Annotated in this window: 19 protein-coding genes and 1 pseudogene; 19 read left to right on the top strand and 1 reads right to left on the bottom strand. The window is 36.9% G+C overall.

Annotated features, from left to right (window positions below):
* Positions 1-102: 102 nt before the first annotated feature.
* The 6 genes from ACSVDH_RS16920 to ACSVDH_RS16895 all read left to right on the top strand — a co-directional run bounded on the left by ACSVDH_RS16920 (position 103) and on the right by ACSVDH_RS16895 (position 3,287).
* A complete protein-coding gene (locus tag ACSVDH_RS16920) occupies positions 103-378 on the top strand; it encodes a hypothetical protein (RefSeq protein WP_299090034.1) in 276 nt (91 codons plus the stop codon).
* 30 nt (positions 379-408) lie between these two features.
* Positions 409-570: a hypothetical protein gene (locus tag ACSVDH_RS16915; RefSeq protein WP_299090031.1), complete on the top strand. Its 162-nt coding sequence runs from the start codon at positions 409-411 to the stop codon at positions 568-570.
* 335 nt (positions 571-905) lie between these two features.
* Entirely contained in the window at positions 906-1,043 is a 138-nt protein-coding gene (locus ACSVDH_RS16910; protein ID WP_299090028.1) for a hypothetical protein, read from the top strand.
* A gap of 162 nt (positions 1,044-1,205) precedes the next feature.
* A complete protein-coding gene (locus ACSVDH_RS16905; RefSeq protein ID WP_439251426.1) occupies positions 1,206-2,036 on the top strand; it encodes a sugar phosphate isomerase/epimerase family protein in 831 nt (276 codons plus the stop codon).
* 298 nt (positions 2,037-2,334) lie between these two features.
* Positions 2,335-2,583 carry an HPr family phosphocarrier protein gene (locus ACSVDH_RS16900; protein WP_439251425.1) on the top strand — a complete coding sequence of 83 codons (249 nt, stop codon included), beginning with the start codon at positions 2,335-2,337 and terminating at the stop codon, positions 2,581-2,583.
* Positions 2,584-2,891: 308 nt separating this feature from the next.
* Positions 2,892-3,287, top strand: coding sequence for a hypothetical protein (locus ACSVDH_RS16895; RefSeq protein ID WP_439251424.1), 396 nt, complete (start codon positions 2,892-2,894; stop codon positions 3,285-3,287).
* Positions 3,288-3,369: 82 nt separating this feature from the next.
* On the opposite strand, the gene ACSVDH_RS16890 is transcribed toward ACSVDH_RS16895, so the two are convergent.
* Positions 3,370-4,731 (bottom strand): MATE family efflux transporter, encoded by a 1,362-nt coding sequence (locus ACSVDH_RS16890; RefSeq protein ID WP_439251423.1) that lies wholly within the window; start codon positions 4,729-4,731, stop codon positions 3,370-3,372.
* Between the two features lie 424 nt (positions 4,732-5,155).
* On the opposite strand from ACSVDH_RS16890, the gene ACSVDH_RS16885 reads away from it, so the two are divergent.
* The 13 genes and pseudogenes from ACSVDH_RS16885 to pepF all read left to right on the top strand — a co-directional run bounded on the left by ACSVDH_RS16885 (position 5,156) and on the right by pepF (position 19,038).
* Complete coding sequence (locus tag ACSVDH_RS16885; RefSeq protein ID WP_439251422.1) at positions 5,156-6,538, top strand: sulfatase family protein; 1,383 nt, start codon at positions 5,156-5,158, stop codon at positions 6,536-6,538.
* Positions 6,539-6,649: 111 nt separating this feature from the next.
* Positions 6,650-8,149 carry an ABC transporter substrate-binding protein gene (locus tag ACSVDH_RS16880; RefSeq protein WP_439251421.1) on the top strand — a complete coding sequence of 500 codons (1,500 nt, stop codon included), beginning with the start codon at positions 6,650-6,652 and terminating at the stop codon, positions 8,147-8,149.
* 110 nt (positions 8,150-8,259) lie between these two features.
* Positions 8,260-9,207, top strand: coding sequence for a carbohydrate ABC transporter permease (locus ACSVDH_RS16875; protein ID WP_439251420.1), 948 nt, complete (start codon positions 8,260-8,262; stop codon positions 9,205-9,207).
* Positions 9,208-9,226: 19 nt separating this feature from the next.
* Positions 9,227-10,054 (top strand): carbohydrate ABC transporter permease, encoded by an 828-nt coding sequence (locus tag ACSVDH_RS16870; RefSeq protein ID WP_299090010.1) that lies wholly within the window; start codon positions 9,227-9,229, stop codon positions 10,052-10,054.
* Positions 10,055-10,184: 130 nt separating this feature from the next.
* Positions 10,185-10,310, top strand: a complete 126-nt coding sequence (locus ACSVDH_RS16865; RefSeq protein WP_366945185.1) for a helix-turn-helix domain-containing protein — start codon at positions 10,185-10,187, stop codon at positions 10,308-10,310.
* Between the two features lie 266 nt (positions 10,311-10,576).
* A complete protein-coding gene (locus tag ACSVDH_RS16860; protein WP_439251556.1) occupies positions 10,577-10,891 on the top strand; it encodes a sensory rhodopsin transducer in 315 nt (104 codons plus the stop codon).
* 87 nt (positions 10,892-10,978) lie between these two features.
* Positions 10,979-12,001: a Gfo/Idh/MocA family protein gene (locus ACSVDH_RS16855; RefSeq protein ID WP_439251419.1), complete on the top strand. Its 1,023-nt coding sequence runs from the start codon at positions 10,979-10,981 to the stop codon at positions 11,999-12,001.
* A complete protein-coding gene (locus ACSVDH_RS16850) occupies positions 11,998-12,822 on the top strand; it encodes a sugar phosphate isomerase/epimerase family protein (protein ID WP_439251418.1) in 825 nt (274 codons plus the stop codon). The genes ACSVDH_RS16855 and ACSVDH_RS16850 overlap by 4 nt, the downstream gene beginning before the upstream one ends.
* Before the next feature lie 6 nt (positions 12,823-12,828).
* A complete protein-coding gene (locus ACSVDH_RS16845) occupies positions 12,829-14,229 on the top strand; it encodes a sulfatase family protein (protein WP_439251417.1) in 1,401 nt (466 codons plus the stop codon).
* A 162-nt stretch (positions 14,230-14,391) separates the two neighbouring features.
* Positions 14,392-15,411, top strand: a complete 1,020-nt coding sequence (locus ACSVDH_RS16840) for a Gfo/Idh/MocA family protein (RefSeq protein ID WP_439251416.1) — start codon at positions 14,392-14,394, stop codon at positions 15,409-15,411.
* 109 nt (positions 15,412-15,520) lie between these two features.
* The gene (locus ACSVDH_RS16835; protein ID WP_439251415.1) at positions 15,521-16,438 is read left to right on the top strand and encodes a helix-turn-helix domain-containing protein; all 918 of its coding nucleotides are present in this window, start codon (positions 15,521-15,523) and stop codon (positions 16,436-16,438) included.
* A gap of 471 nt (positions 16,439-16,909) precedes the next feature.
* Positions 16,910-17,104, top strand: a pseudogene (locus ACSVDH_RS16830) (GMC oxidoreductase); the annotation flags it as partial.
* 146 nt (positions 17,105-17,250) lie between these two features.
* On the top strand, positions 17,251-19,038 hold the full coding sequence (gene pepF / locus ACSVDH_RS16825) for an oligoendopeptidase F (protein ID WP_439251414.1): 1,788 nt from the start codon (positions 17,251-17,253) through the stop codon (positions 19,036-19,038).
* The last annotated feature ends 93 nt before the right edge of the window (positions 19,039-19,131 follow it).

The following is a 19,131-nucleotide window of genomic DNA, read 5'->3' as shown; positions in this document are numbered from 1 at the left end:
TTTCATTTTGCGTTTCCTATTGGTAACCACATTTTTTTTGTAAATTGGGACAAAATAAAGATGTTTGTTTATGAATGCATCATGAAATCAGGAGGTATTCTCATGACTGATCAAAATGGAAATCGTTCATCAATCGATGGTTCAGTACAAGAGAAAATGGAAGATATATGGGAAAAAACGTGTGGGACATGGGAGAACTGTAATGAATCAACAGTTCAGTCATTTTTAGCAGAATGTGAAAAGCATAGTATTGATCCGCAATTTTGCATGAGCTGGATCCAAGAACATCAAAATAGGATCCCTAATTGGCAAAATGTTACTGATGTAACTCGCGAATGGGTTGTTCAGCACACATCTACCGGATCACCGATTCAATAAAAGCAGAATAACAATGCTGGAGGGTAAGTCATGCAAAAAGAACCTAGTGCAAGACAATTTCAAGATGATTTGGAGCAATACAAAATGCCGGAAGCTGTAAAACAATCAAAAAAGGGAACTTATCAGGTAGGGTATGAAGCTTCGTCCGGAAATAGAACATCACCGGACCATGAAGTTGCAAAAAAACTTTAATAATAAGTAGAGATTAATAACTAACGAAAGGGTCTTTTCTCCACAACTAAAGAACAAAATGTTCTTCACTTTGGGGACAGATCCCTTTTACTGTTGTACTTGATAAAGTAAAACTAAAGACCATCCGTCCTAAGATTGGCGGGAATTTATTCAAAAACTAATTGATTCTTTACAATTAGCAAAAGGTGTTTACATGATGAAAGGAAAGGAAATGGCCAAGGTATAGGAATAAGTCAGTTGGGACCAGTATAATGGGTAAGAATGGAAAGCAGTATAAGGATATTCTTCAGTTTTAATGGTTACTCCATACCACCATCATGAAAGGAGTGTTTTCAATGGAAGTGTATGAACAAAAGGTTTGTGAAAACTGTGGAAAAGAAACGAAGCATGAAATTACCGAGGATATTATGTCAATTTATTACCATTGTTTAAATTGCGACCATACTTACGAAATGGTGAAAAATTTCTTTTAAAAATTAAATAGTATCTTAATACAATAAGGTTGTCTCACAGGGGTCTGCCCCAATGTTATTGAGATAACCTTTTTTCATTTGGATATTTCTTTTGTGTTAAAAGGAGGAACAGCAATTGAATTCGTTGAATGTACATATAACATTAAAAAGGAGGTTTTCAGCATGCCGCATTTATCATTAACAACCTGGAGTCTTCATAGAGAGCTTGGTCCATTAAAGTGGACATATTGGGATGAAAACGAAAGAAGTCAAAAAACAAGAATAGAAGAACAGCCTGAAAATATGACACTTTTAGAGTTACCGGATGAATTAGCAAAGCAAAATTTCCGTTCATTAGAAATATGCCATTTCCATTTTCCAAGCATAGAACCTGAATATTTGCATAAGCTTCACGATGCCTTTGTGAAATCGGGTATTACGTTTCATTGTCTGTTAGTTGACTATGGTGATATAAGCAATGAAGATTCTCAGAGAAGAAGCTCTGATCTAGAATTTATTAAGAAATGGATTGATGTCGCAGCAATTGTTGGGGCAAAAAGTGTTCGTGTCGTTGCAGGTGAGGCGAATCCTAAGAACAAAGAAGCGATCCAATTCGCAAAAAATGGTTTTCAACAACTAGTAGAATACGCTAAACCTAAAGGAATAAGAATTGTAACCGAAAACTTTAAACAACTTGCTTCCACAAAAGAAAATTGTCTGGATCTGCTCGACTCAAATAAAGGGGAGCTTGGTTTAACAGTGGATTTTGGGAATTTTTCACCGCAAGAGAAATATCGTTCTATTGAAACCCTTATGCCTTACGCAGAATCTGTCCATGCTAAAGCGAATTATGACAAGTCAGGGCAAATTGATGAAGAAGAATACAAAAAATCGTTAGACTTGGTAGCATTTAGTGGCTACGACGGCCCGATTACATTAGTTTATGATGGTCCAGGGAGCTTATGGGATGGAATCAACAGAATTAAGGCTGTTGTTGAACAATATTGTCACTAAGAATAGCAAGAGGCACTTCTAAAGGTGGAAACTTTTGAAGTGCCTTTTTTTGAACGAAAAATAGATGAATGTAACGTTTTATAACAGATAAACTACCTTTAACTAAAATGTGCGTAATGAAACATAACATACGTGTAGTTATTGGTAAAATTTTTCTGTACTCTTAAAATACAAAACATGATGTCATATGGAGCTTGCAGTATATTCACCCTCTTTTCAACTTTCAACCACAGATGAATTTTTCGACTCTTATCTGCTCCATATGAATTTTTTTGAAATTTAAGTAGGAGGGATTAAATTGATTGCTGCCGTGAATTGTTTACTGAGTAAAAAAATCGATCATAAAAAAATAATTCGGATTGTTTCTAAAGCAAACCAATTTGATAGCTATATCTTAATTGAGTTTGGAAAGAAGACATTAAATGCTAAAAGTTATTTAAGCACAAGCGAGCTTCATGATTTTTTAGGAAGCCTTAAATTATATGCAAAAGGACATGATTCCAAGCTAGCTATTGAGGCACTACAAACCACTTTGGCAGACCAATAGGGAATAGACAATGTTCGTGTAAAGCACTTCTGTCAAAAAGGCAGGAGGCTTTTTTTCTTTTACCATGTTAGAACCCCTTTCTTAATTGGAACGGACTAGCAAAGATTCATGCTGGGATTGCGGGACAGGATAGATCTACGCAAGTGCATGGAACTAAGAAAAATCCCAGACTTCTCTGTTAAAGACGTGAGCATTTTGCAGTATCAAAAGACAGTCTTAATAGGGGCTGTCATTAAAAAATGTGAAAGTTTAAAAAAACGTTATAACGAGAAAAATGATAAGAAGAATCCAAAAAAGAGGTGGAATTCATGTCGATTTATTATTCAGTGGAAGTCGGTGATCCGATCCAAAATGTTGTCATCGAAAATACGAATACCTATTTTAACTCCATATATGATGCATTAACAGATGGGTTGCATAAAGTCGAAAGATTAGAAGAAATTCATGGGAAGGAAATTACTTTCTCTGAAAAAGAACCGATAACAAAAGGAACGAAGGAGCATTCCCTGCATATTTGGAGAGGTTATTTAGATGGGGTAACAGAGCCTTTTTATGTTCAGTTGAATATTGAACAAGAGGATAATGATAAAATAATTGCCAACCCTAATATTCCAACTACAAAACTAAACAATGACCAAATGACTTTTATTTCAGAGCTCGAAGGGTTATTAAATAGGGCAAATGAAGATGGAGGGTTGTTTTAATGGCTGCGTATACAATAAAACAAGCTGAGTCGAATATGATTCAGCTTGTTTTGTTTAAAAAATAGTGAAGGATAAGTACAGATCAGCTGACACTTTCCCGCATTTCATTACTGGAGGTCTTCAGTTTAATAATACTCCAGTCCTGACGATAAAATCGGATCATGACCGCAACTCCAAAAAAGGTTAAATAAGTATATAATGAAATCCATGCGCCAACGCTTGAAAGCTCTAGGACAAATGTTAAAACATAGCTAAGCGGTATAAACAATAACCATCCTAAAATGAGAGATGTTTTTAGTAAGAAGGACGTATCTCCGATTCCTCTCAGACCGCCTGCATAAAAGTTTAGTAACCCATCAAACAGCTGTAAAAAGGCAGATATCATGATTAATTTGGATGCAAGCACGTAAACAGAAACATCATCGGTATAAATTTTTGCGATGGGTTCAGCAAGTATATATTGGATAATCCCTAAGATAAAAAGAAAGATACATCCCAAGATAGCTGTGTTTGTACCAGCTTTTCTGCCTGCCAAAGGTTTTCCTTTTCCGACTTCCTGCCCTACAAGAATCGTAGCCGTTGAACCAAAGGCAAATGCAGGCATAAACCCAAGACTCATCACGCTTAAGGCGACTTCATTTGCAGCTAACGCATTTGTGCCTAGCCGAGTTACAAAAGCAGTAAATACAAACATCGCCATACTCATTGAAAACTCCTGGATACCTAGCTTAGAACTTTCCCCAAATATGAGTTTTGATTCGGACTTATTAAACGGTACAATTTTACGGGTAGCAAACCTTGAATGAAGGCGGAAAAAATAGACATAAGCACATAGCAAAAATATAACAACTTCACCGATTAAAAACGCAAGCCCTGCGCCATCAAGGCCGATTTCCGGTAGACCAAAATGTCCGTACGTTAACCCGTAAGTAAGAAAAATCATGATCAAGTTTCCGATAACCGAGCTGATCATCGGTGTTTTTGTGTCGCCAATACCTCGGAAAAAGCCATGAAAGACAAAGATGAAAATCGAAAACATCATCGCAAAAAATCGTATCTGTAAATAGTTTTTTCCTTGCTCGATCATCTCAGTAGAGCTGCCCATGACTCTAAAAATATCGCCGGGAAATAGCAAGCCAACGACGAAAATGAATAGTGATGCGATCATACAAAGATAAAAGGCTATGTACGTTCGCTCAATCCCTTTTTTCATATTATTAGAGCCGTAGTTTTGTGCAACTAAATAATTTACTGTATGACCTATGCCTGAAAAAATCGCCCAAGCATTGTACATGATAATATTCGAAACACCAACAATGGCGATTGCAAGTGCCCCGAGTTGACCAACCATGATAAGGTTAATCGTACCAGTAAGTGTCATAGAAGCGAAGGAGGCAATAGAAGGAATGGCAAGCAGTAATATTTTTTTCCAGTCTTTTAACATCGTAGCATCCCCTCATTCTGACGAAAACTTAATATGGAAAAATGTTTGTAATGGCCCTTATAAAAATTGGCTGAAAGTTTACTGAGTAATCATTATTTTAATAACTATTTTTTTACTTGTCTATCATTATTTTGTAAACGATAACAAAGTTATTTTGTCGCAGATTTATAGTCAAGAAAAAATCGCTATGAATGGGTGTGGAAATATTGCCTGATTTCATGAGCGATTTCTTTTTGGCTTGATCAACCAATAACATGTCCGAAATGACCATGATTTCATATTGATGATAACAGTATGATTAAACATAAGGAAAGCAAAGAATTTATGATAAAAGATTGCTATATTAAGACAAAATGTTGATATCGCTATTTTCTTGATTGGAGCAGACAGTAATAGGCCATTAACAAAGACTAAGGGGGGGAAAATGTTGAAAATCATTTTTATTTCATTAGATACACTGCGTGCAAGAAGGCTGGGCTGCTATGGATATCAGCTTCCGACAAGTCCATATTTGGACAAGATTGCAAGCCAAGGTGCACTATTTGAGAATGCATACGCATCTGATATCCCAACAGAGGTTGCCCATACAAGTCTTTTTACAGGAAAAGTGGGACTAACTACTGGTGTTGTTTCACATGGTTCACCATCTAGTTATTTAAAAAAAGAAATCGCATGGCTGCCAGATATTCTTAGAAGAGCAGGATTTACCACTGCGGCAGTAGATAATTTATATCATTTAAAAGAATGGTTTGCGAGAGGCTATCAGTATTATATGAATACGATCGGAAAAACAAGATGGATTAATGGACAGACGATTAATGATCTTGCAAAGCCTTGGATTAGGGAACATAAAGATGAGGATTTCTTTCTCTTTCTTCATTACTGGGATCCTCATACACCATACTTACCACCTGATAAACATATTCCATTATTTTATGATGCAGGTAAAGACCCATATGATCCTTCAAATAAAAGTATGGAGCCAGCACTTAATCATCCCGCCTATCCATTTTTTAAGTATCATCATTATGATTTGCTTGGAAATATTACCGATACCGAATATGTAAGCGCTTTATACGATGCGGAAATTCGATATTTAGATGATTTGCTTGAAGATTTAGATGAATTTTTGTTGAATCAAGGTATTCTGGATGAGACGATGCTGGTTTTATTCGGGGACCATGGAGAAAGCTTAACAGAGCATGATATTTATTGGGATCATTGCGGACTTTATGAGTCAACAGTCCACATTCCGTTAATTATTCGCTGGCCTGGTATGATTTCAGAAGGTGTAAGACCAACAGGATTAGTTCAACATGTTGATTTAATGCCGACCATTTTAGAAGCGATTGGCCTTGAGTTGCCCGAAGGTCTTGATGGAAAAAGCTTATGGCCGTTAATTGAAGGGAAAAAGTCCGAGCATCACTCTGAGATCTACTTAAGCGAATGTGCATGGCAGGCAGCAAGAGGCATTCGAACAGCAAGGTATAAATATATTGAAACCTACGATTCAGGACCTTTTACGAGACCTATTTCTGAGCTTTATGATTTGTCTAACGATCCAAGTGAAGAAAGGAATCTATCCGCTCTTTTGCCAAGGAAGGTTGAGATATATAAACAGAAACTAGCAAATTGGGTTGACGCGAAGCTTGGAGGTCACGAAGATCCCATGAAGGTGGTGTTACGAGAAGAGGGACTTCCTTTCAAAAGAAGGATAGTAAAAATTCTTTCGGAATATGGCCTCACATGGGATGAGTGGAAATTAAATCCCAAACGCGAAAGGATTGATATGAAAGTACAAAGATAATCTCTTTTAATAATAAGGCCATTATGTCAATTAAAATCAGAATATTAAAATTATTAAAATATCGTTGTTTCATTTTTTCTTATAAAATTTCAGATTAATGGGGGGATCGCAGTGAAGAGATTCAAGAAATTTTGGTTCGTTTCATTTATTACGGTATTGATTACTTCGTTGTTAACCGGCTGTATTGTGCCAAGCTCTTCTCCTGAAGAAACTGGTCAGTCTAATGAAGAATTTAAAGGAACAATTAAAATGTATGCAGGAACCTATAGTCCAAACCGAGTATTAAATGCCAATCAAAAGCCTGCGACAGTATTAAAGAAACTAGCTGAGGAGTATGAGAAGGAAACAGGTGTTAAAATCGAATTTATTAAAGGCTTACCCGCTGATCAAGATTATATGACATGGGTACGAACGAAAGCATCTGGAGGACAGCTGCCTGATATCATTTGGACTCAGTGGTATGATGCAAACACAGCATTGGCCAAAGGAACTTTGACCGATTTATCAAAATACTTGGACAAGCCCAACCCATACGCAGACAATAAACCATGGAATGAACTTTTAAATAGTCAAATCATTTCTGACACAAAATCAGCAGATGGAAGTACCTATGTCATCAACGGGGATTATGTCGGTACAGCTACTTATTACAATGTTGAAGCATTCAAAAAAGCTGGTATTACAGAAATGCCTAGAACCTGGTCAGAGTTTATTGAGGCATGTCAGAAATTAAAGGATGCTGGGTATATTCCTTTTGCATGGAATCTTGCATCAACTCCTACAGGTACTGATCGTATTACATGGCTTACCAGATTGTTCTTTACAAATTTCTTTGCGGATGAATATAACGATCTTCGATATACAGGGAATGAGGGGATTACCAATCAGGATCAGGTGATTGCGATTAAAAAGGGCGTTTTTGGATCAGAGAATGAAAAATGGATGGCGATTTGGCCAATTCTAAAAGATTTCTCTCAATATTGGCAGCCTGACTTCACTGGCGGAGATTCAAATGGACAAGGCACCATGCTTGCATTTTTAACTGGTGAAGTTGGAATGTATTTCGATGGTTCTTGGGCTTCACAGCAAATCAAATCAGCAAATCCTGATTTTGAATGGTCATCCTTTAAGAATCCATTTCCAGATACAGCAACATCAGAATTTGCCACTGATTTTGATTCGTCAGCAGCGATCGGAGGACCTAGTGCTTCATTCCAATATGCTGTTTCATCAAAACAAGCAAACAATTCATTAACACCTGCAAAGGAAAAGGCAATTGTTGATTGGTTAATGTATATCACAACACCTGAGCACAATGAAGAAATCGTCAATGAATTAGGGGAAAATGTTCCTACAGTTGCAGGAACCAAACCGATTGAAGAGCTAAGCGAACTATCAGATCTTGCAAACAAACCGCTGCAAAGCGTTTTTGGCGGGATAAACCTCGAAAAGAAGGAATTAGATGCCATTTACCGAGCGTTCCAAAGTTATATTTTGGGGGATACCTCTTTAGAGGAGTTTGCAAAGATAGCAGACCAGGAAATGGAAAAGACAGCTGATTCACTCATTCAGCAAAACAACTGGGATTTATCAGAATATCTCGATAAATAGTGAAACAAAGCTGGTTTAAAAAAGGCTTATAAGATAGGTTAGCTTGGGATTTCCCTACTGCAAAAAATCTTATAAGCCTGCTTTCTGATTAGAAAGGAGAGGTTAAAAACATGCCCGATACAGTCCAGCAAATTGAAAATAGAAGTGTTTTAAAGAGGAAAAAGAAAACAGGAAAATTACGATACAATTGGAAGTCTGGCTACGGAATGCTGATTCCATCTTTTATTCTCTTAATTACATTTATGTACTATCCCGCATTAATTGCTATTGGTTTTTCATTTACAAACTGGGATGGGTTTAATCAACCGCAATTTACAGGCTTTCAAAACTATATACGATTATTTAAAGATGAGATCTTTTTAATCGCGATGAAAAATGTTGGTATTTGGACAGTGATAAAGGTCATCGTGGAATTATTGGTTCCGTTGCTTGTTGCAGTTATGATTTTCCATTTAAAGAGCAAACGTATGCAATATATTTACAGGGTATTATTTGTGATTCCTGTAGTAGTTCCGGGAATTGTCATGTTTATGATCTGGAGTTTTATGTATGATCCAAATGTAGGAGTATTAAATACATTATTGAAAACATTGGGCTTAGAAGCGATGATCCAAAACTGGCTTGGTGATCCAAATATTGCTTTATATGCATTAATGTTTGTTGGCTTCCCATTTGTTGTGCCATTTAATCTCCTTATCTTTTATGCTGGTCTTCAATCCATTTCAGAAAGTGTATATGAATCAGCCAAGCTTGATGGAATTACAAGGATTAGGAGATTTTTCCAAATTGAAATTCCATTAGTAATGGGACAAGTTAAATTGATTTTAATATTAACAGTTATTCAGCTTCTTCAGAATGTAACGCTGCCATTGGTTATGACAAATGGAGGTCCTGGATATTCATCATACGTGCCTGGCTTATATATGTATTTCCTTGCTTTCCAAAATGGAGAATTTGGGTTAGGAATGGCAGTATCAATGATTATATTTGTTATTGTTCTCATTTTAACTTGGGTTCAAATGAAATATATCAACCCTAGCACTGAATACAAAGCATAATATTTGAAAGGAGAAAAACATGCTAAAAACAATAAGGCAGGATCTATGGAGTCATCTTTTCCTCATTTTTTTAGCTTTTATTTCGCTATACCCATTTTTTTATATGATCATCACCTCGTTTAAAACAAATGGTCAATTTTATAGTAATTTCTTTGGCATCACATTTCCCCTGCACTTTGAAAATTATGCAACCGCATGGGAAGCAATCGGAGGGTATATTTTCAACTCCGTACTTATAGGGCTGGTTAGCGTAATCATCATAATTGCCACTTCCGCCTTAGCAGGATATTCATTCGCCCGCTTACGATATAAAGGGAAAAATTTCCTTTATATGTCTGTTGTTGCTTTATTAATGATCCCAGGTTTATTAACGTTAATTCCGCTTTTCTTATTAATCAAGAGCTTTGGTTTGTTAGATTCCTATATTGGTCTAATCATTGCTTTTGCAGCAGGCGGCCAAGCTTTTACCATCTTTGTTTTCCGACAATCGTTTGCATCCTTGCCAGAAGAATTATTCGAGGCTGCTCGCATTGACGGATGTGGGGAGCTTCGTGTATTTTGGCAAATCGTCCTGCCATTATCAAAGCCAATTATTGGAACGATGGCCATCTGGAATTTACTTTCGATCTGGAATGAATATATGATGCCTCTTGTCTTAATGAGTAATCCTGATAAATTTCCGATTACAGTTGGACTTATCCAATTTGAAAGCCAATTTGTTTCACAAACTCTTTATGGGCCAATGTTTGCGGGCTATACAATTGCATCATTGCCATTATTAATACTGTTCCTATTTACGATGCGCTTGTTTATGAAGGGCTTAACTTCCGGTGCTGTAAAAATATAAGTACTTTATATCTAAAAAAGGCGCAATCACAAGATCATCTTGCGCCTTATTTTTTTATATTTTATACGCTAAAAGAGGGAACAACCCATTTTGTAATTTTTCATCTTTTGTCAGGTTTAATGGATCTGAAATGACATGTGGTTCAAGTAAAGTGGGCTTTGAGGATATTAGCCATTTTTATCGCACATTTAAGGAGGTAACAAAAACGTCGCCTTCAAAGTACCGGAAAAAGTATAGGATCAGAAGACTGAATTAGTTGTATTTTTTAATTTTGTAACATAAAAGAAAAGGATAAGATCAAAGGTTGAATTCAAAATGGCCAGATTGACCATTCGTTTTGGCGGGATGGGCTATGATGTATAGGCATGAATGAGCTATCATTTAATTAATTCAACTATGAAAAACTTATTTTTGTAAAAATAGCTGTTCCATTTTTCATCCAAAAATACGGGGAAGGGAGATGTGGATTTGATTGGAAAACAGACTTGGATTATCCCTGATGGTTTTCTTTAACCGAAAAGTATAGGTGATCAAATCAGTCATGAGGCAGTTTGCGTGTTAAATTTAACTGAGCGTCAAGCAGACATTCAACTTACATTCTATTTTGAAGATCGAGAGCCTATGGACTCTTTTATAACAGAATGCGGGTTAAATAGGACGCATCATATTCGGCTGGATAAGATTAGAGACCAAGAAGGAAATGAAGTTCCTAGAAATGTTCCTTATGCCATCAAAGTTGATAGCAATGTGCCAATAATTGTTCAGCACAGCAGATTGGATACCTCACAAGCAGCGCTTGCGCTTTTTACGACAATGGCTTATCCGTTAGAAATCTAGAAGATTAATGTTATATGTTTTTAGTCTAGTATTCATATAGATTTTTTCTTTTGATTAGATAGCAATTCATTTTTTGGAGGGTGAACAATGACTTTAAAAGTTGCGATTGTAGGAGTTGGGAATATCGGAAGCATACATGCTTCTGTCTACAAAGAAAATCCAAATACTGAAATTGTAGCAGTTTGTGATATTGTAAAGGCAAAAGCAGATCAAGCTTCAAACAAGTTTGGCGGAAGAGCATTTTACAGTGTGCAGGAAATGTTAAATAGCGATATTGAGCTTGATCTTGTAAGCGTTTGCACTAAAGGGGAGGAAAATGGCGGAGAACACTATTTGCCAACAATAGAATTACTAAAAGCCGGGATTCCTGTACTAGGGGAAAAGCCGATCTCTAACAATATCGAAGAAGGTAAAGAAATGGTTGAGCTTGCCCGTCAAAATAAAATCCCATACGCGGTTAACTTGAACCATCGCTTTACACCTGCTGCTGAAAAAGCAAAGGATTGGGTAGAAAATGGGCGTCTTGGCAAGCTTCATATGATCAATATGAGAATGTGGATCAACAATCCGGTCGAAACTTCGCCATGGTTCCACATGCGTGCATTGCATCCGCATTCCTTTGATGTTATTCGATACTTTTGCGGTGATGTAAGAAGAGTAGGTGCCTTCATGATGAAAGGTGAGGGCCGTTCGATATGGTCAAATGCTCAAGTAATCCTTGAATTTGAAAATGGTGCGATCGGAAATTTAGTTGGAAGCTATGACGCAGGTGCAAGCTATGGTTTAGAGCTATGTGAAGTAGTTGGCTCTAAAGGTAGATTTGTTCTTGAAGATGCTTGTGAACAGCTTACCTTCTATCCGCGAACAAGTATCGAAACAGAAAGCTACAGCTATCTTGGAGGAATGAGAGCATTTCCGGAAACCTTTAAATCCCGCATCAATTCATTCGTGGACCAGTTAATTGCGGGTGCTTCATATGATCAGGTCGATGGTTCTGGAGAAGATGCTCTTAAAGCACAATTGATCATTGAAGCGGCAATACGATCATTTGAAACAGGTGAAATTGTTGATGTTAAAGATATAGAGCTCATTTCAGGAGGGATAAAATGATTAAACTTGGCGTTAACTCAGTGTTATTTAAAGATTTTGATTTTGCAACTGCGGCAAGGCAAATTGCCTTATGCGGCTATGATGGCGTAGAAATTTCAGCAATAAAAGGCATGTGTGAACATTTAGAATTAGACCGTTGGAAGGAACAGGCTGATGACATAAAATCAATCGCCCTGGAGAACGGCCTTGAATTGTTATCAATGGAGGTTGCTTCACTTGATGAAGAGAGATTACGAAAGGCATTTGAGGCAGGAGCAGAAATCGGGATCCCTGTCATCAATGTAGGACCTGGCGGAAAGTCGGGCGTTGAAGGCGATCTCCAGCAGTCTATAGAAACTCTTTACAGATTATCTAAAATAGCAGAGGGCTATGGTGTAACCCTTTGCGTAAAAGCACATGTCGGAAACGCAATTTTTAATACACCAACTACATTAAGGGCAATGAATGAAATATCCTCCCCGGCATTTGGCATTGATATGGACCCGAGTCATATTTATCGAGGAAATGAAAATCCCGAGGAAGAATTAGCAAGAGTGATTAAACGAGTAAAGCATATTCACATTCGTGATTGTAAGGGTCGCACACAAGGCCCTGGTGACATTCGCACCCAAGCTTGTGGAAGAGGGGATATTGATTTATTTGCCTATTGCAAAGCAATGGTTGATGGGCAGTATTCCGGTCCCGTTTGTTTAGAGGTAATCGGAGCAAATCAACATTCCTTAGCAGATGTTTCCATCGTTGCTGCTGAGAGCTATGGTTACTTAAATGCATGCTTAAAAGCTTTAGGTGTCAGAGAGTCAAATTTTGCTCAGAAAGGATAAAGTCAAATGAAGAAAAATGCAAATATTATTCTATTTGGAATCGACAGCCTAAGAAGAGACCGGATGAGTTCATATGGATATCACCGGCTAACAACACCCCATATTGATAAAGTCGCTGAAGAAGGGATTTTATTTGAAAACCATTTTAGTCCAAGCATTCCTACCACTCCAGGCTATGCTTCGATGTTAACTGGAATGGACTGCTTTGGCACTGATGTAGTCGCTCTTAGACATAAGGGACCTTTGGGAGGCCATGTAAAGACTCTGCCAGAATTGCTTGGAGAACACGGATATAATACAACCTGTGTTGGGTTTAGCGGCAATCCATCCTCTAGAGGGTTTCAAAAATACATTGATTTTGAATCATGGATGCCAGACGAAACTGGTCGTTGCCCAAAGGCGCAAAATTTAAATAATGTGGCCATCCCAGAATTAAAGAGACTTGCTGAGGATGAAAAACCATTTTTCTTATTTTTACGGCATATGGACCCCCATTCACCATATTTGCCTCCAAAACCGTTTGAACGAATGTTTTATGATGGGAATGAATTTGACCCTGAAAATGAATCTCTAAATGAGATGAAGGAATTTAAGCCATTTGCTGATTTCTTAACTTCATGGATTCCTAAAGGTTGTACAGATGCAGACTATGTTGACGCACAATATGATGGTGCAATTGCCTATATGGATGCTTGTATCCAAAATATTTTTACAACTGTTGAGACACTAGGAATTAAAGAAGAAACGTTAATTATTATTACATCTGATCATGGTGAAACCTTAAATGAGCATCAATGCTGGTATGATCACCACGGTCTTTATGAACATAATTTAGTTGTGCCGCTAATCATGAAATATCCTAAGAAATTGCCTGAAGGGAAAAGAATCACAAGCAACACATTAATCAAAGATATCATGCCGACAATATTAGATGTAATAGGTATTGAAACAGATATTCGATTTGACGGCAGAAATCTTATGCCGCTTATAAAAAAAGAAAAGGAGATATTCGTTCAGGAATCTGAATTTTATATAACCGAATGTACATGGATGCGCAAGCATGGCTGGCGTACACCTGAATGGAAATTGATCCGCGCGCTTGAACCAGACTTTCATTTTAAACCGGAAATTGAATTGTACAATCTAATAAAAGATCCAAAGGAAGAAACAAATGTTGCAGATCAAGAGCCTGAAATCGTCCATTTGCTGTTAGGAAGAATGGAAGCTTATATAGCAAAACGTGAAGCTGAAACTGGCAGAACAAATCCAATGTATACGAATTTGAATTGGCATGGATTGGAGCAAGGAGCTTTTAAAACATCTCAGGAAGCATACGATTCCATGTATATTGGTTCGATTGATACAGCACAAAGGCTTCAAGAAAAGGAAAAAGAAGAAAGCGTATAGAATAATTAATATGTGAAAATGGGGCTGTTTCAATTCTAGAGTTTGACTCTCCAAACAAAATATATCGAGCCTAAAACATTAGTGAGTTCTGTATTTTGGTATGTAGGAGGGGGCAGATTCTTCCTGATGCAGTCCCTTTTCTTTCAGGAAAGGATGGTTGTTGTGATAAAAGCAGCGGTTGTTGGTGTGAATAATATTGGGAAAATTCATTGCCGCTATTATCATGAACATGCAGATGCTGAATTAGTTGCTGTGTGTGATTTGAATGAAGCATTAGTAAATGCTGTGGCAATGCAGTATAATATAACCGGTTATACGGATTTAAAAACAATGCTTCAAAATGAAGAAATCGATGTGATAAGCATCGCCACTGGCGGGAAGGAAAATGGTTCACATCATTATGTACCAGCTATGCTTGCTATGGAAGCTGGGAAAGATGTTTTAGTTGAAAAACCGCTTTCCAATAACATCGAAGAGGCAAGAGAAATTGTCGAGTATGCCAATAGAAAAAAGGTTCGCTTGGGATGCAACCTAAACCACCGATTTGTACCATCAGCTGAATATGCAAAAAAATGGATTGATTCTGGAGAGCTTGGTTCCCTGTTGTTTATTAATATGAAATTGACCATTGGCAATCCAAATGAATCAAGCCCTTGGATTCATTTACGGGCTCTTCATCCGCATTCAATCGATGTGATCAGGTATTTTGCAGGTGATATTAAACGAGTTCAGGCGTTCATGACAAAAGCACCTGGAAGAAAAGTATGGTCAACGGCATCGATTAATCTAGAATTTGAATCAGGAGCGGTTGGTCATCTCACCGGGAGTTATGATATGGACAATCTTCATCCAATTGAATATTGTGAAGTAGCAGGTAATAGAGGGAGATTAACAATTGATAATGTATTTGAAAACTTAACCCTTTACCCACACAAAAGCAACGAACTTAAAGTTGTTCGAAATTCAGTATTAAATGGAATGAATGGATTTAACGACACATTCAAAAATAGAATTGGCACGTTTATTCAAGAAGTTAACGATTCAGTACCTCCAGAGAAAATTACGGGCTCTGGTATGGATGCATTAGCAGCCCAGGAAGTCATCGAAGCGGCCATTCGTTCACAAATGGAGAATGGAGCAGTAATTGAGGTACCTAATTATTTGAATAAGCAAAGACTCTAGGTTCAAAAAAAACTTTTTTTTATTTGTTCGAATATGTAAGCACTTACACGTTGCGATTGCTACAACCTTAGAGGTAAATGTTCAATCTAGATCTAGGGGAGGAATCTAAATGACTGCAACAACCTATCAATCAAGTGATTACATGAAAACAAAAGAATTTCCGTTCTGGATCCAGCGTTTTTATCATGATTATGATAATATTCCGCCGGCCCATGCACATGAATTTGTTGAATTGGTTTATGTTGTACAAGGAGAAGCAAAGCACCTATTTGAAGGACAGTCCTATATGATCAAAACGAATGATGTGTTTATCATTAATCCTGGAGAGGTTCACACCTTTTCGATCGAAAAGGGCCAAAGTTTAGAAATTATTAATTGTTTATTTTTGCCAAGCCTTATTCAGGATTCATGGTTAAAAGAAATGGGTGTATCACAATCGATGGATTATTTTTACATTCATCCATTTTTAGATAAAAATGAGCGATTTCATCACTTATTAAATTTAACTGGAAGCAATTCTGCGAGGATTCTGTCGTTACTTGAAGGTATGATGCATGAATATTTAAGGGAAAATCCTTGTTATCCCACATTAATCCGTTTGCAGCTTGTGGAACTATTGATCCAATTATCCCGGATATATAACGAAAGAAAAGGGATGGAAAATCATTCTCATAGGAGAAAAAGTGAAAATGATCTCCTCATTCAACGAATATGTGGGTATTTATCAAGAAACTATGATCAAAAAATAACGATTCAATCCTTGTGTCATCTATTTAATCTTAGTCCCCGGCATTTAAACAGATTATTTAAACAAGAGACTGATCAAACCGTAGTCGAAATGCTTCATAAAATAAGAATCGAAAAGGCAAAGCAGTTTTTGCTAGAAACAGATGATAAAGTAATTAATGTTGCGATTAAAGTTGGGTATGATGATCCCGCTTTCTTTAGCCGTTTATTTAGAAGGATTGTAGGTTGCTCACCTGGAAAATATAAAGCGCAAGAACTAAGGGATTACTCGCCAATCTAGTTGATTTACATATGAATTCCCGCTTAGTTTAGTTAAGAATTGGGACTCTGTTTAAAATCGGTGATGAGCCGATTTTTTTCTAACTCTGATAGTTAGTGATTAACCACGCCGAGTACTATCTAATTTCTCCCTTTTTAACAAAGTAACCATTGTGAAAAAAAATAATGGTATAACTAGAAAAACCAATAGAAGCAAAGGCATTCCCACAAATACGGCTTCCCCAAATTCAATTTCATTCGAAAACATTGTTAGGGTAAGAAGTAATGATATAAAAGCAAGCGGGAAAATAACCATCCGTTTATCCTCTAATTTGAAGAACTTGTGAGAGAGTCTCTTTAAGAATAAAGAGCATAATCGTTACTTTCATATAGGAACCTACAACTAAGGCAATTCCAATAAAAGCTTAGACAAATGTTTACAGCGATGCAGGCTACAAGAGTAGAAAAAGAATTTGGCGAATTAATTGAGGCGATTCATGATGCCGGAACTTGCAGAATGGGCACAGATCCAGACACCTCGGTAACAAATCCGTACGGTCAGGTCCATGGTATAACAGGACTATTTGTTGCAGACAACAGCGTAATTCCAACAAGCGGTACAGCGAATCCCACACTGACAATCGTAGCGTTGGCCATCAGAACAGCAGATTATATGATGCGGAATTGAAGTGGTTTTTTCACAACCAGTGCGCAGCTGATATCAACATGCAGTTTAAAAGTGATTATTAATAACATTCTCTTAGATTAGCAATAAAGGAATTTGTTAATTTAACTTAGAATATATATTTTTATTATGAAAAAAGGAGTGCTTAAATGACAACGTACAATTCTAGAAATGAAGTACCTCTCCAGGAAAAATGGAATCTGAAAGATATATACTCGGACCAGCAGAAGTGGGAAAAGGATTATCAGCAAATAGAGGAAATGGCAATAAAGCTTAAAGCATCCGACGGAAAAATAACTGACGGCAACACTTTATATCAATTTCTTAAGCAAAAGGAAGAGTTATCCTATAAATTGAATAAACTATATGCATTTGCCATGCTTTCAGTTGATGAAGATACTCGAGAAACGAAAGCACAATCATTGTTAGATCGGGCAAAACAACTGAATGTGAAAGTTAGTTCTTCAACCTCCTTTTTTATGCCCTTTTTATTAAATCTTGATGAAGAAACGTTAAAGTCATACATAGCAGAAGATGATCGATTAACTTATTTCGAACAAGATCTTTTAGAATCATTTCGCTACAAAAAACATGTATTAAACAAGGAGCAAGAGGAGATCCTTTCCCAATTAAGTGAAGCACTGTCTGCCCCTGGCCATACATTTGGGATGATGAATAATGCTGACATTAAGTTTGGCGAGGTTACGAATGATCATGGAAAACAAGTGGAACTTACAAGAGGCATGTATGCAAAATTAATTGAAGATGAGGATAGAAACAAGCGAAAAGAAGCTTATAAAGCTTACTATAAGCCATATGTGCAGCTTAGAAATTCGATTGCCTCAACTCTTTCCGCAGCAATAAAAAACAATGTAACATTAGCTAAAATTAGACAATATCCATCAGCATTGGAAAAAGCCTTATTTGGTGACAATGTACCAAAAGAGGTGTATGAAAATCTTATTGCGACAACGAAAAACAATATTGCACCACTGCATCAGTATTCAAGAATTCGCAAGGAAAAGCTGCAAGTAGAGGAGCTGCGTCAATATGATTTAAGTGTTCCGCTTGTAAAAGGGATAAAGCAAGTCATTTCATATGAAGAAGCTTATGAAATCATGTGCAAGGCCCTCGCGCCTCTAGGACAGGAATATATTGCGACCTTAAAGGAATTTAAGAAATCCAGGTATATTGATGTAAGGGAAACCCCAGGGAAACGTTCTGGCGCATACAATCTTGGTATTTATGGTATTCATCCTTATATTTTGTTAAATCACCGAGATGATTTAGACAGCTTATTTACATTAGTTCATGAATGCGGCCACGGTGTTCACAGCAAGCTGAGCTCCCAACATCAGCCGCAAATTACAGCACGGTACAGCATCTTTGTTGCCGAGGTCGCTTCCACTGTCAATGAAGTATTATTAATAAACTATTTGCTGGAAAATGAAACAAATCCTGAAATTCGTAATCATCTACTTAACCACTTCATTGATCAATTTAAAGGTACATTCTTTACACAAGTGATGTTTGCTGAATTTGAAAAGAAAACACATGAGATGGCGCAAGCAGGTATGCCATTAAATGTGGAGGTATTTAATCAAACATATGAAACGTTATTCAGGGAATACAACGGAGAAGATATAGTTTTTGATGATGAGGTCAAATATGGCTGGTCAAGGATTCCACACTTTTATCGACCATTTTATGTGTATAAATACGCAACAGGATTTGCTTCAGCGATCCATTTAGCAACGAAGATTCTTGAAGGAGATCAAACTACACTCAGTTCCTATTTGGAATTTTTAAAAAGCGGCAGCTCGGATTATCCGCTTGAACTGTTGAAAAAGACGGGTGTCGATTTAACAACACCATATCCGATCGAAAATACACTTTGCCGCTTTGAAGAATTGGTAAATGAATTTTCATTATTGTAAGTCAAAAAGAAATCTTTATCCTTACGGGTGAAGATTCTTTTTTTCTTTAAAATCTTCAACATATCGTTCATAATAATTGATTTACAAGGAAAT

The sequence above is a fragment of the Metabacillus sp. Hm71 genome (genome assembly GCF_051842955.2).
Lineage (GTDB): Bacteria > Bacillota > Bacilli > Bacillales > Bacillaceae > Metabacillus.
The sequence above is the reverse complement of the archived record's forward strand: the minus strand, read 5'-3'. Positions and strand labels throughout refer to the sequence as shown.

Coding starts and splice junctions, on each gene's coding strand:
- ACSVDH_RS16920 (WP_299090034.1), top strand. CDS start 103: ATGACTGATCAAAATGGAAATCGTTCATCAATCGATGGTTCAGTACAA.
- ACSVDH_RS16915 (WP_299090031.1), top strand. CDS start 409: ATGCAAAAAGAACCTAGTGCAAGACAATTTCAAGATGATTTGGAGCAA.
- ACSVDH_RS16910 (WP_299090028.1), top strand. CDS start 906: ATGGAAGTGTATGAACAAAAGGTTTGTGAAAACTGTGGAAAAGAAACG.
- ACSVDH_RS16905 (WP_439251426.1), top strand. CDS start 1,206: ATGCCGCATTTATCATTAACAACCTGGAGTCTTCATAGAGAGCTTGGT.
- ACSVDH_RS16895 (WP_439251424.1), top strand. CDS start 2,892: ATGTCGATTTATTATTCAGTGGAAGTCGGTGATCCGATCCAAAATGTT.
- ACSVDH_RS16890 (WP_439251423.1), bottom strand. CDS start 4,731: ATGTTAAAAGACTGGAAAAAAATATTACTGCTTGCCATTCCTTCTATT.
- ACSVDH_RS16885 (WP_439251422.1), top strand. CDS start 5,156: ATGTTGAAAATCATTTTTATTTCATTAGATACACTGCGTGCAAGAAGG.
- ACSVDH_RS16875 (WP_439251420.1), top strand. CDS start 8,260: ATGCCCGATACAGTCCAGCAAATTGAAAATAGAAGTGTTTTAAAGAGG.
- ACSVDH_RS16870 (WP_299090010.1), top strand. CDS start 9,227: ATGCTAAAAACAATAAGGCAGGATCTATGGAGTCATCTTTTCCTCATT.
- ACSVDH_RS16865 (WP_366945185.1), top strand. CDS start 10,185: ATGACATGTGGTTCAAGTAAAGTGGGCTTTGAGGATATTAGCCATTTT.
- ACSVDH_RS16855 (WP_439251419.1), top strand. CDS start 10,979: ATGACTTTAAAAGTTGCGATTGTAGGAGTTGGGAATATCGGAAGCATA.
- ACSVDH_RS16850 (WP_439251418.1), top strand. CDS start 11,998: ATGATTAAACTTGGCGTTAACTCAGTGTTATTTAAAGATTTTGATTTT.
- ACSVDH_RS16845 (WP_439251417.1), top strand. CDS start 12,829: ATGAAGAAAAATGCAAATATTATTCTATTTGGAATCGACAGCCTAAGA.
- ACSVDH_RS16835 (WP_439251415.1), top strand. CDS start 15,521: ATGACTGCAACAACCTATCAATCAAGTGATTACATGAAAACAAAAGAA.
- pepF (WP_439251414.1), top strand. CDS start 17,251: ATGACAACGTACAATTCTAGAAATGAAGTACCTCTCCAGGAAAAATGG.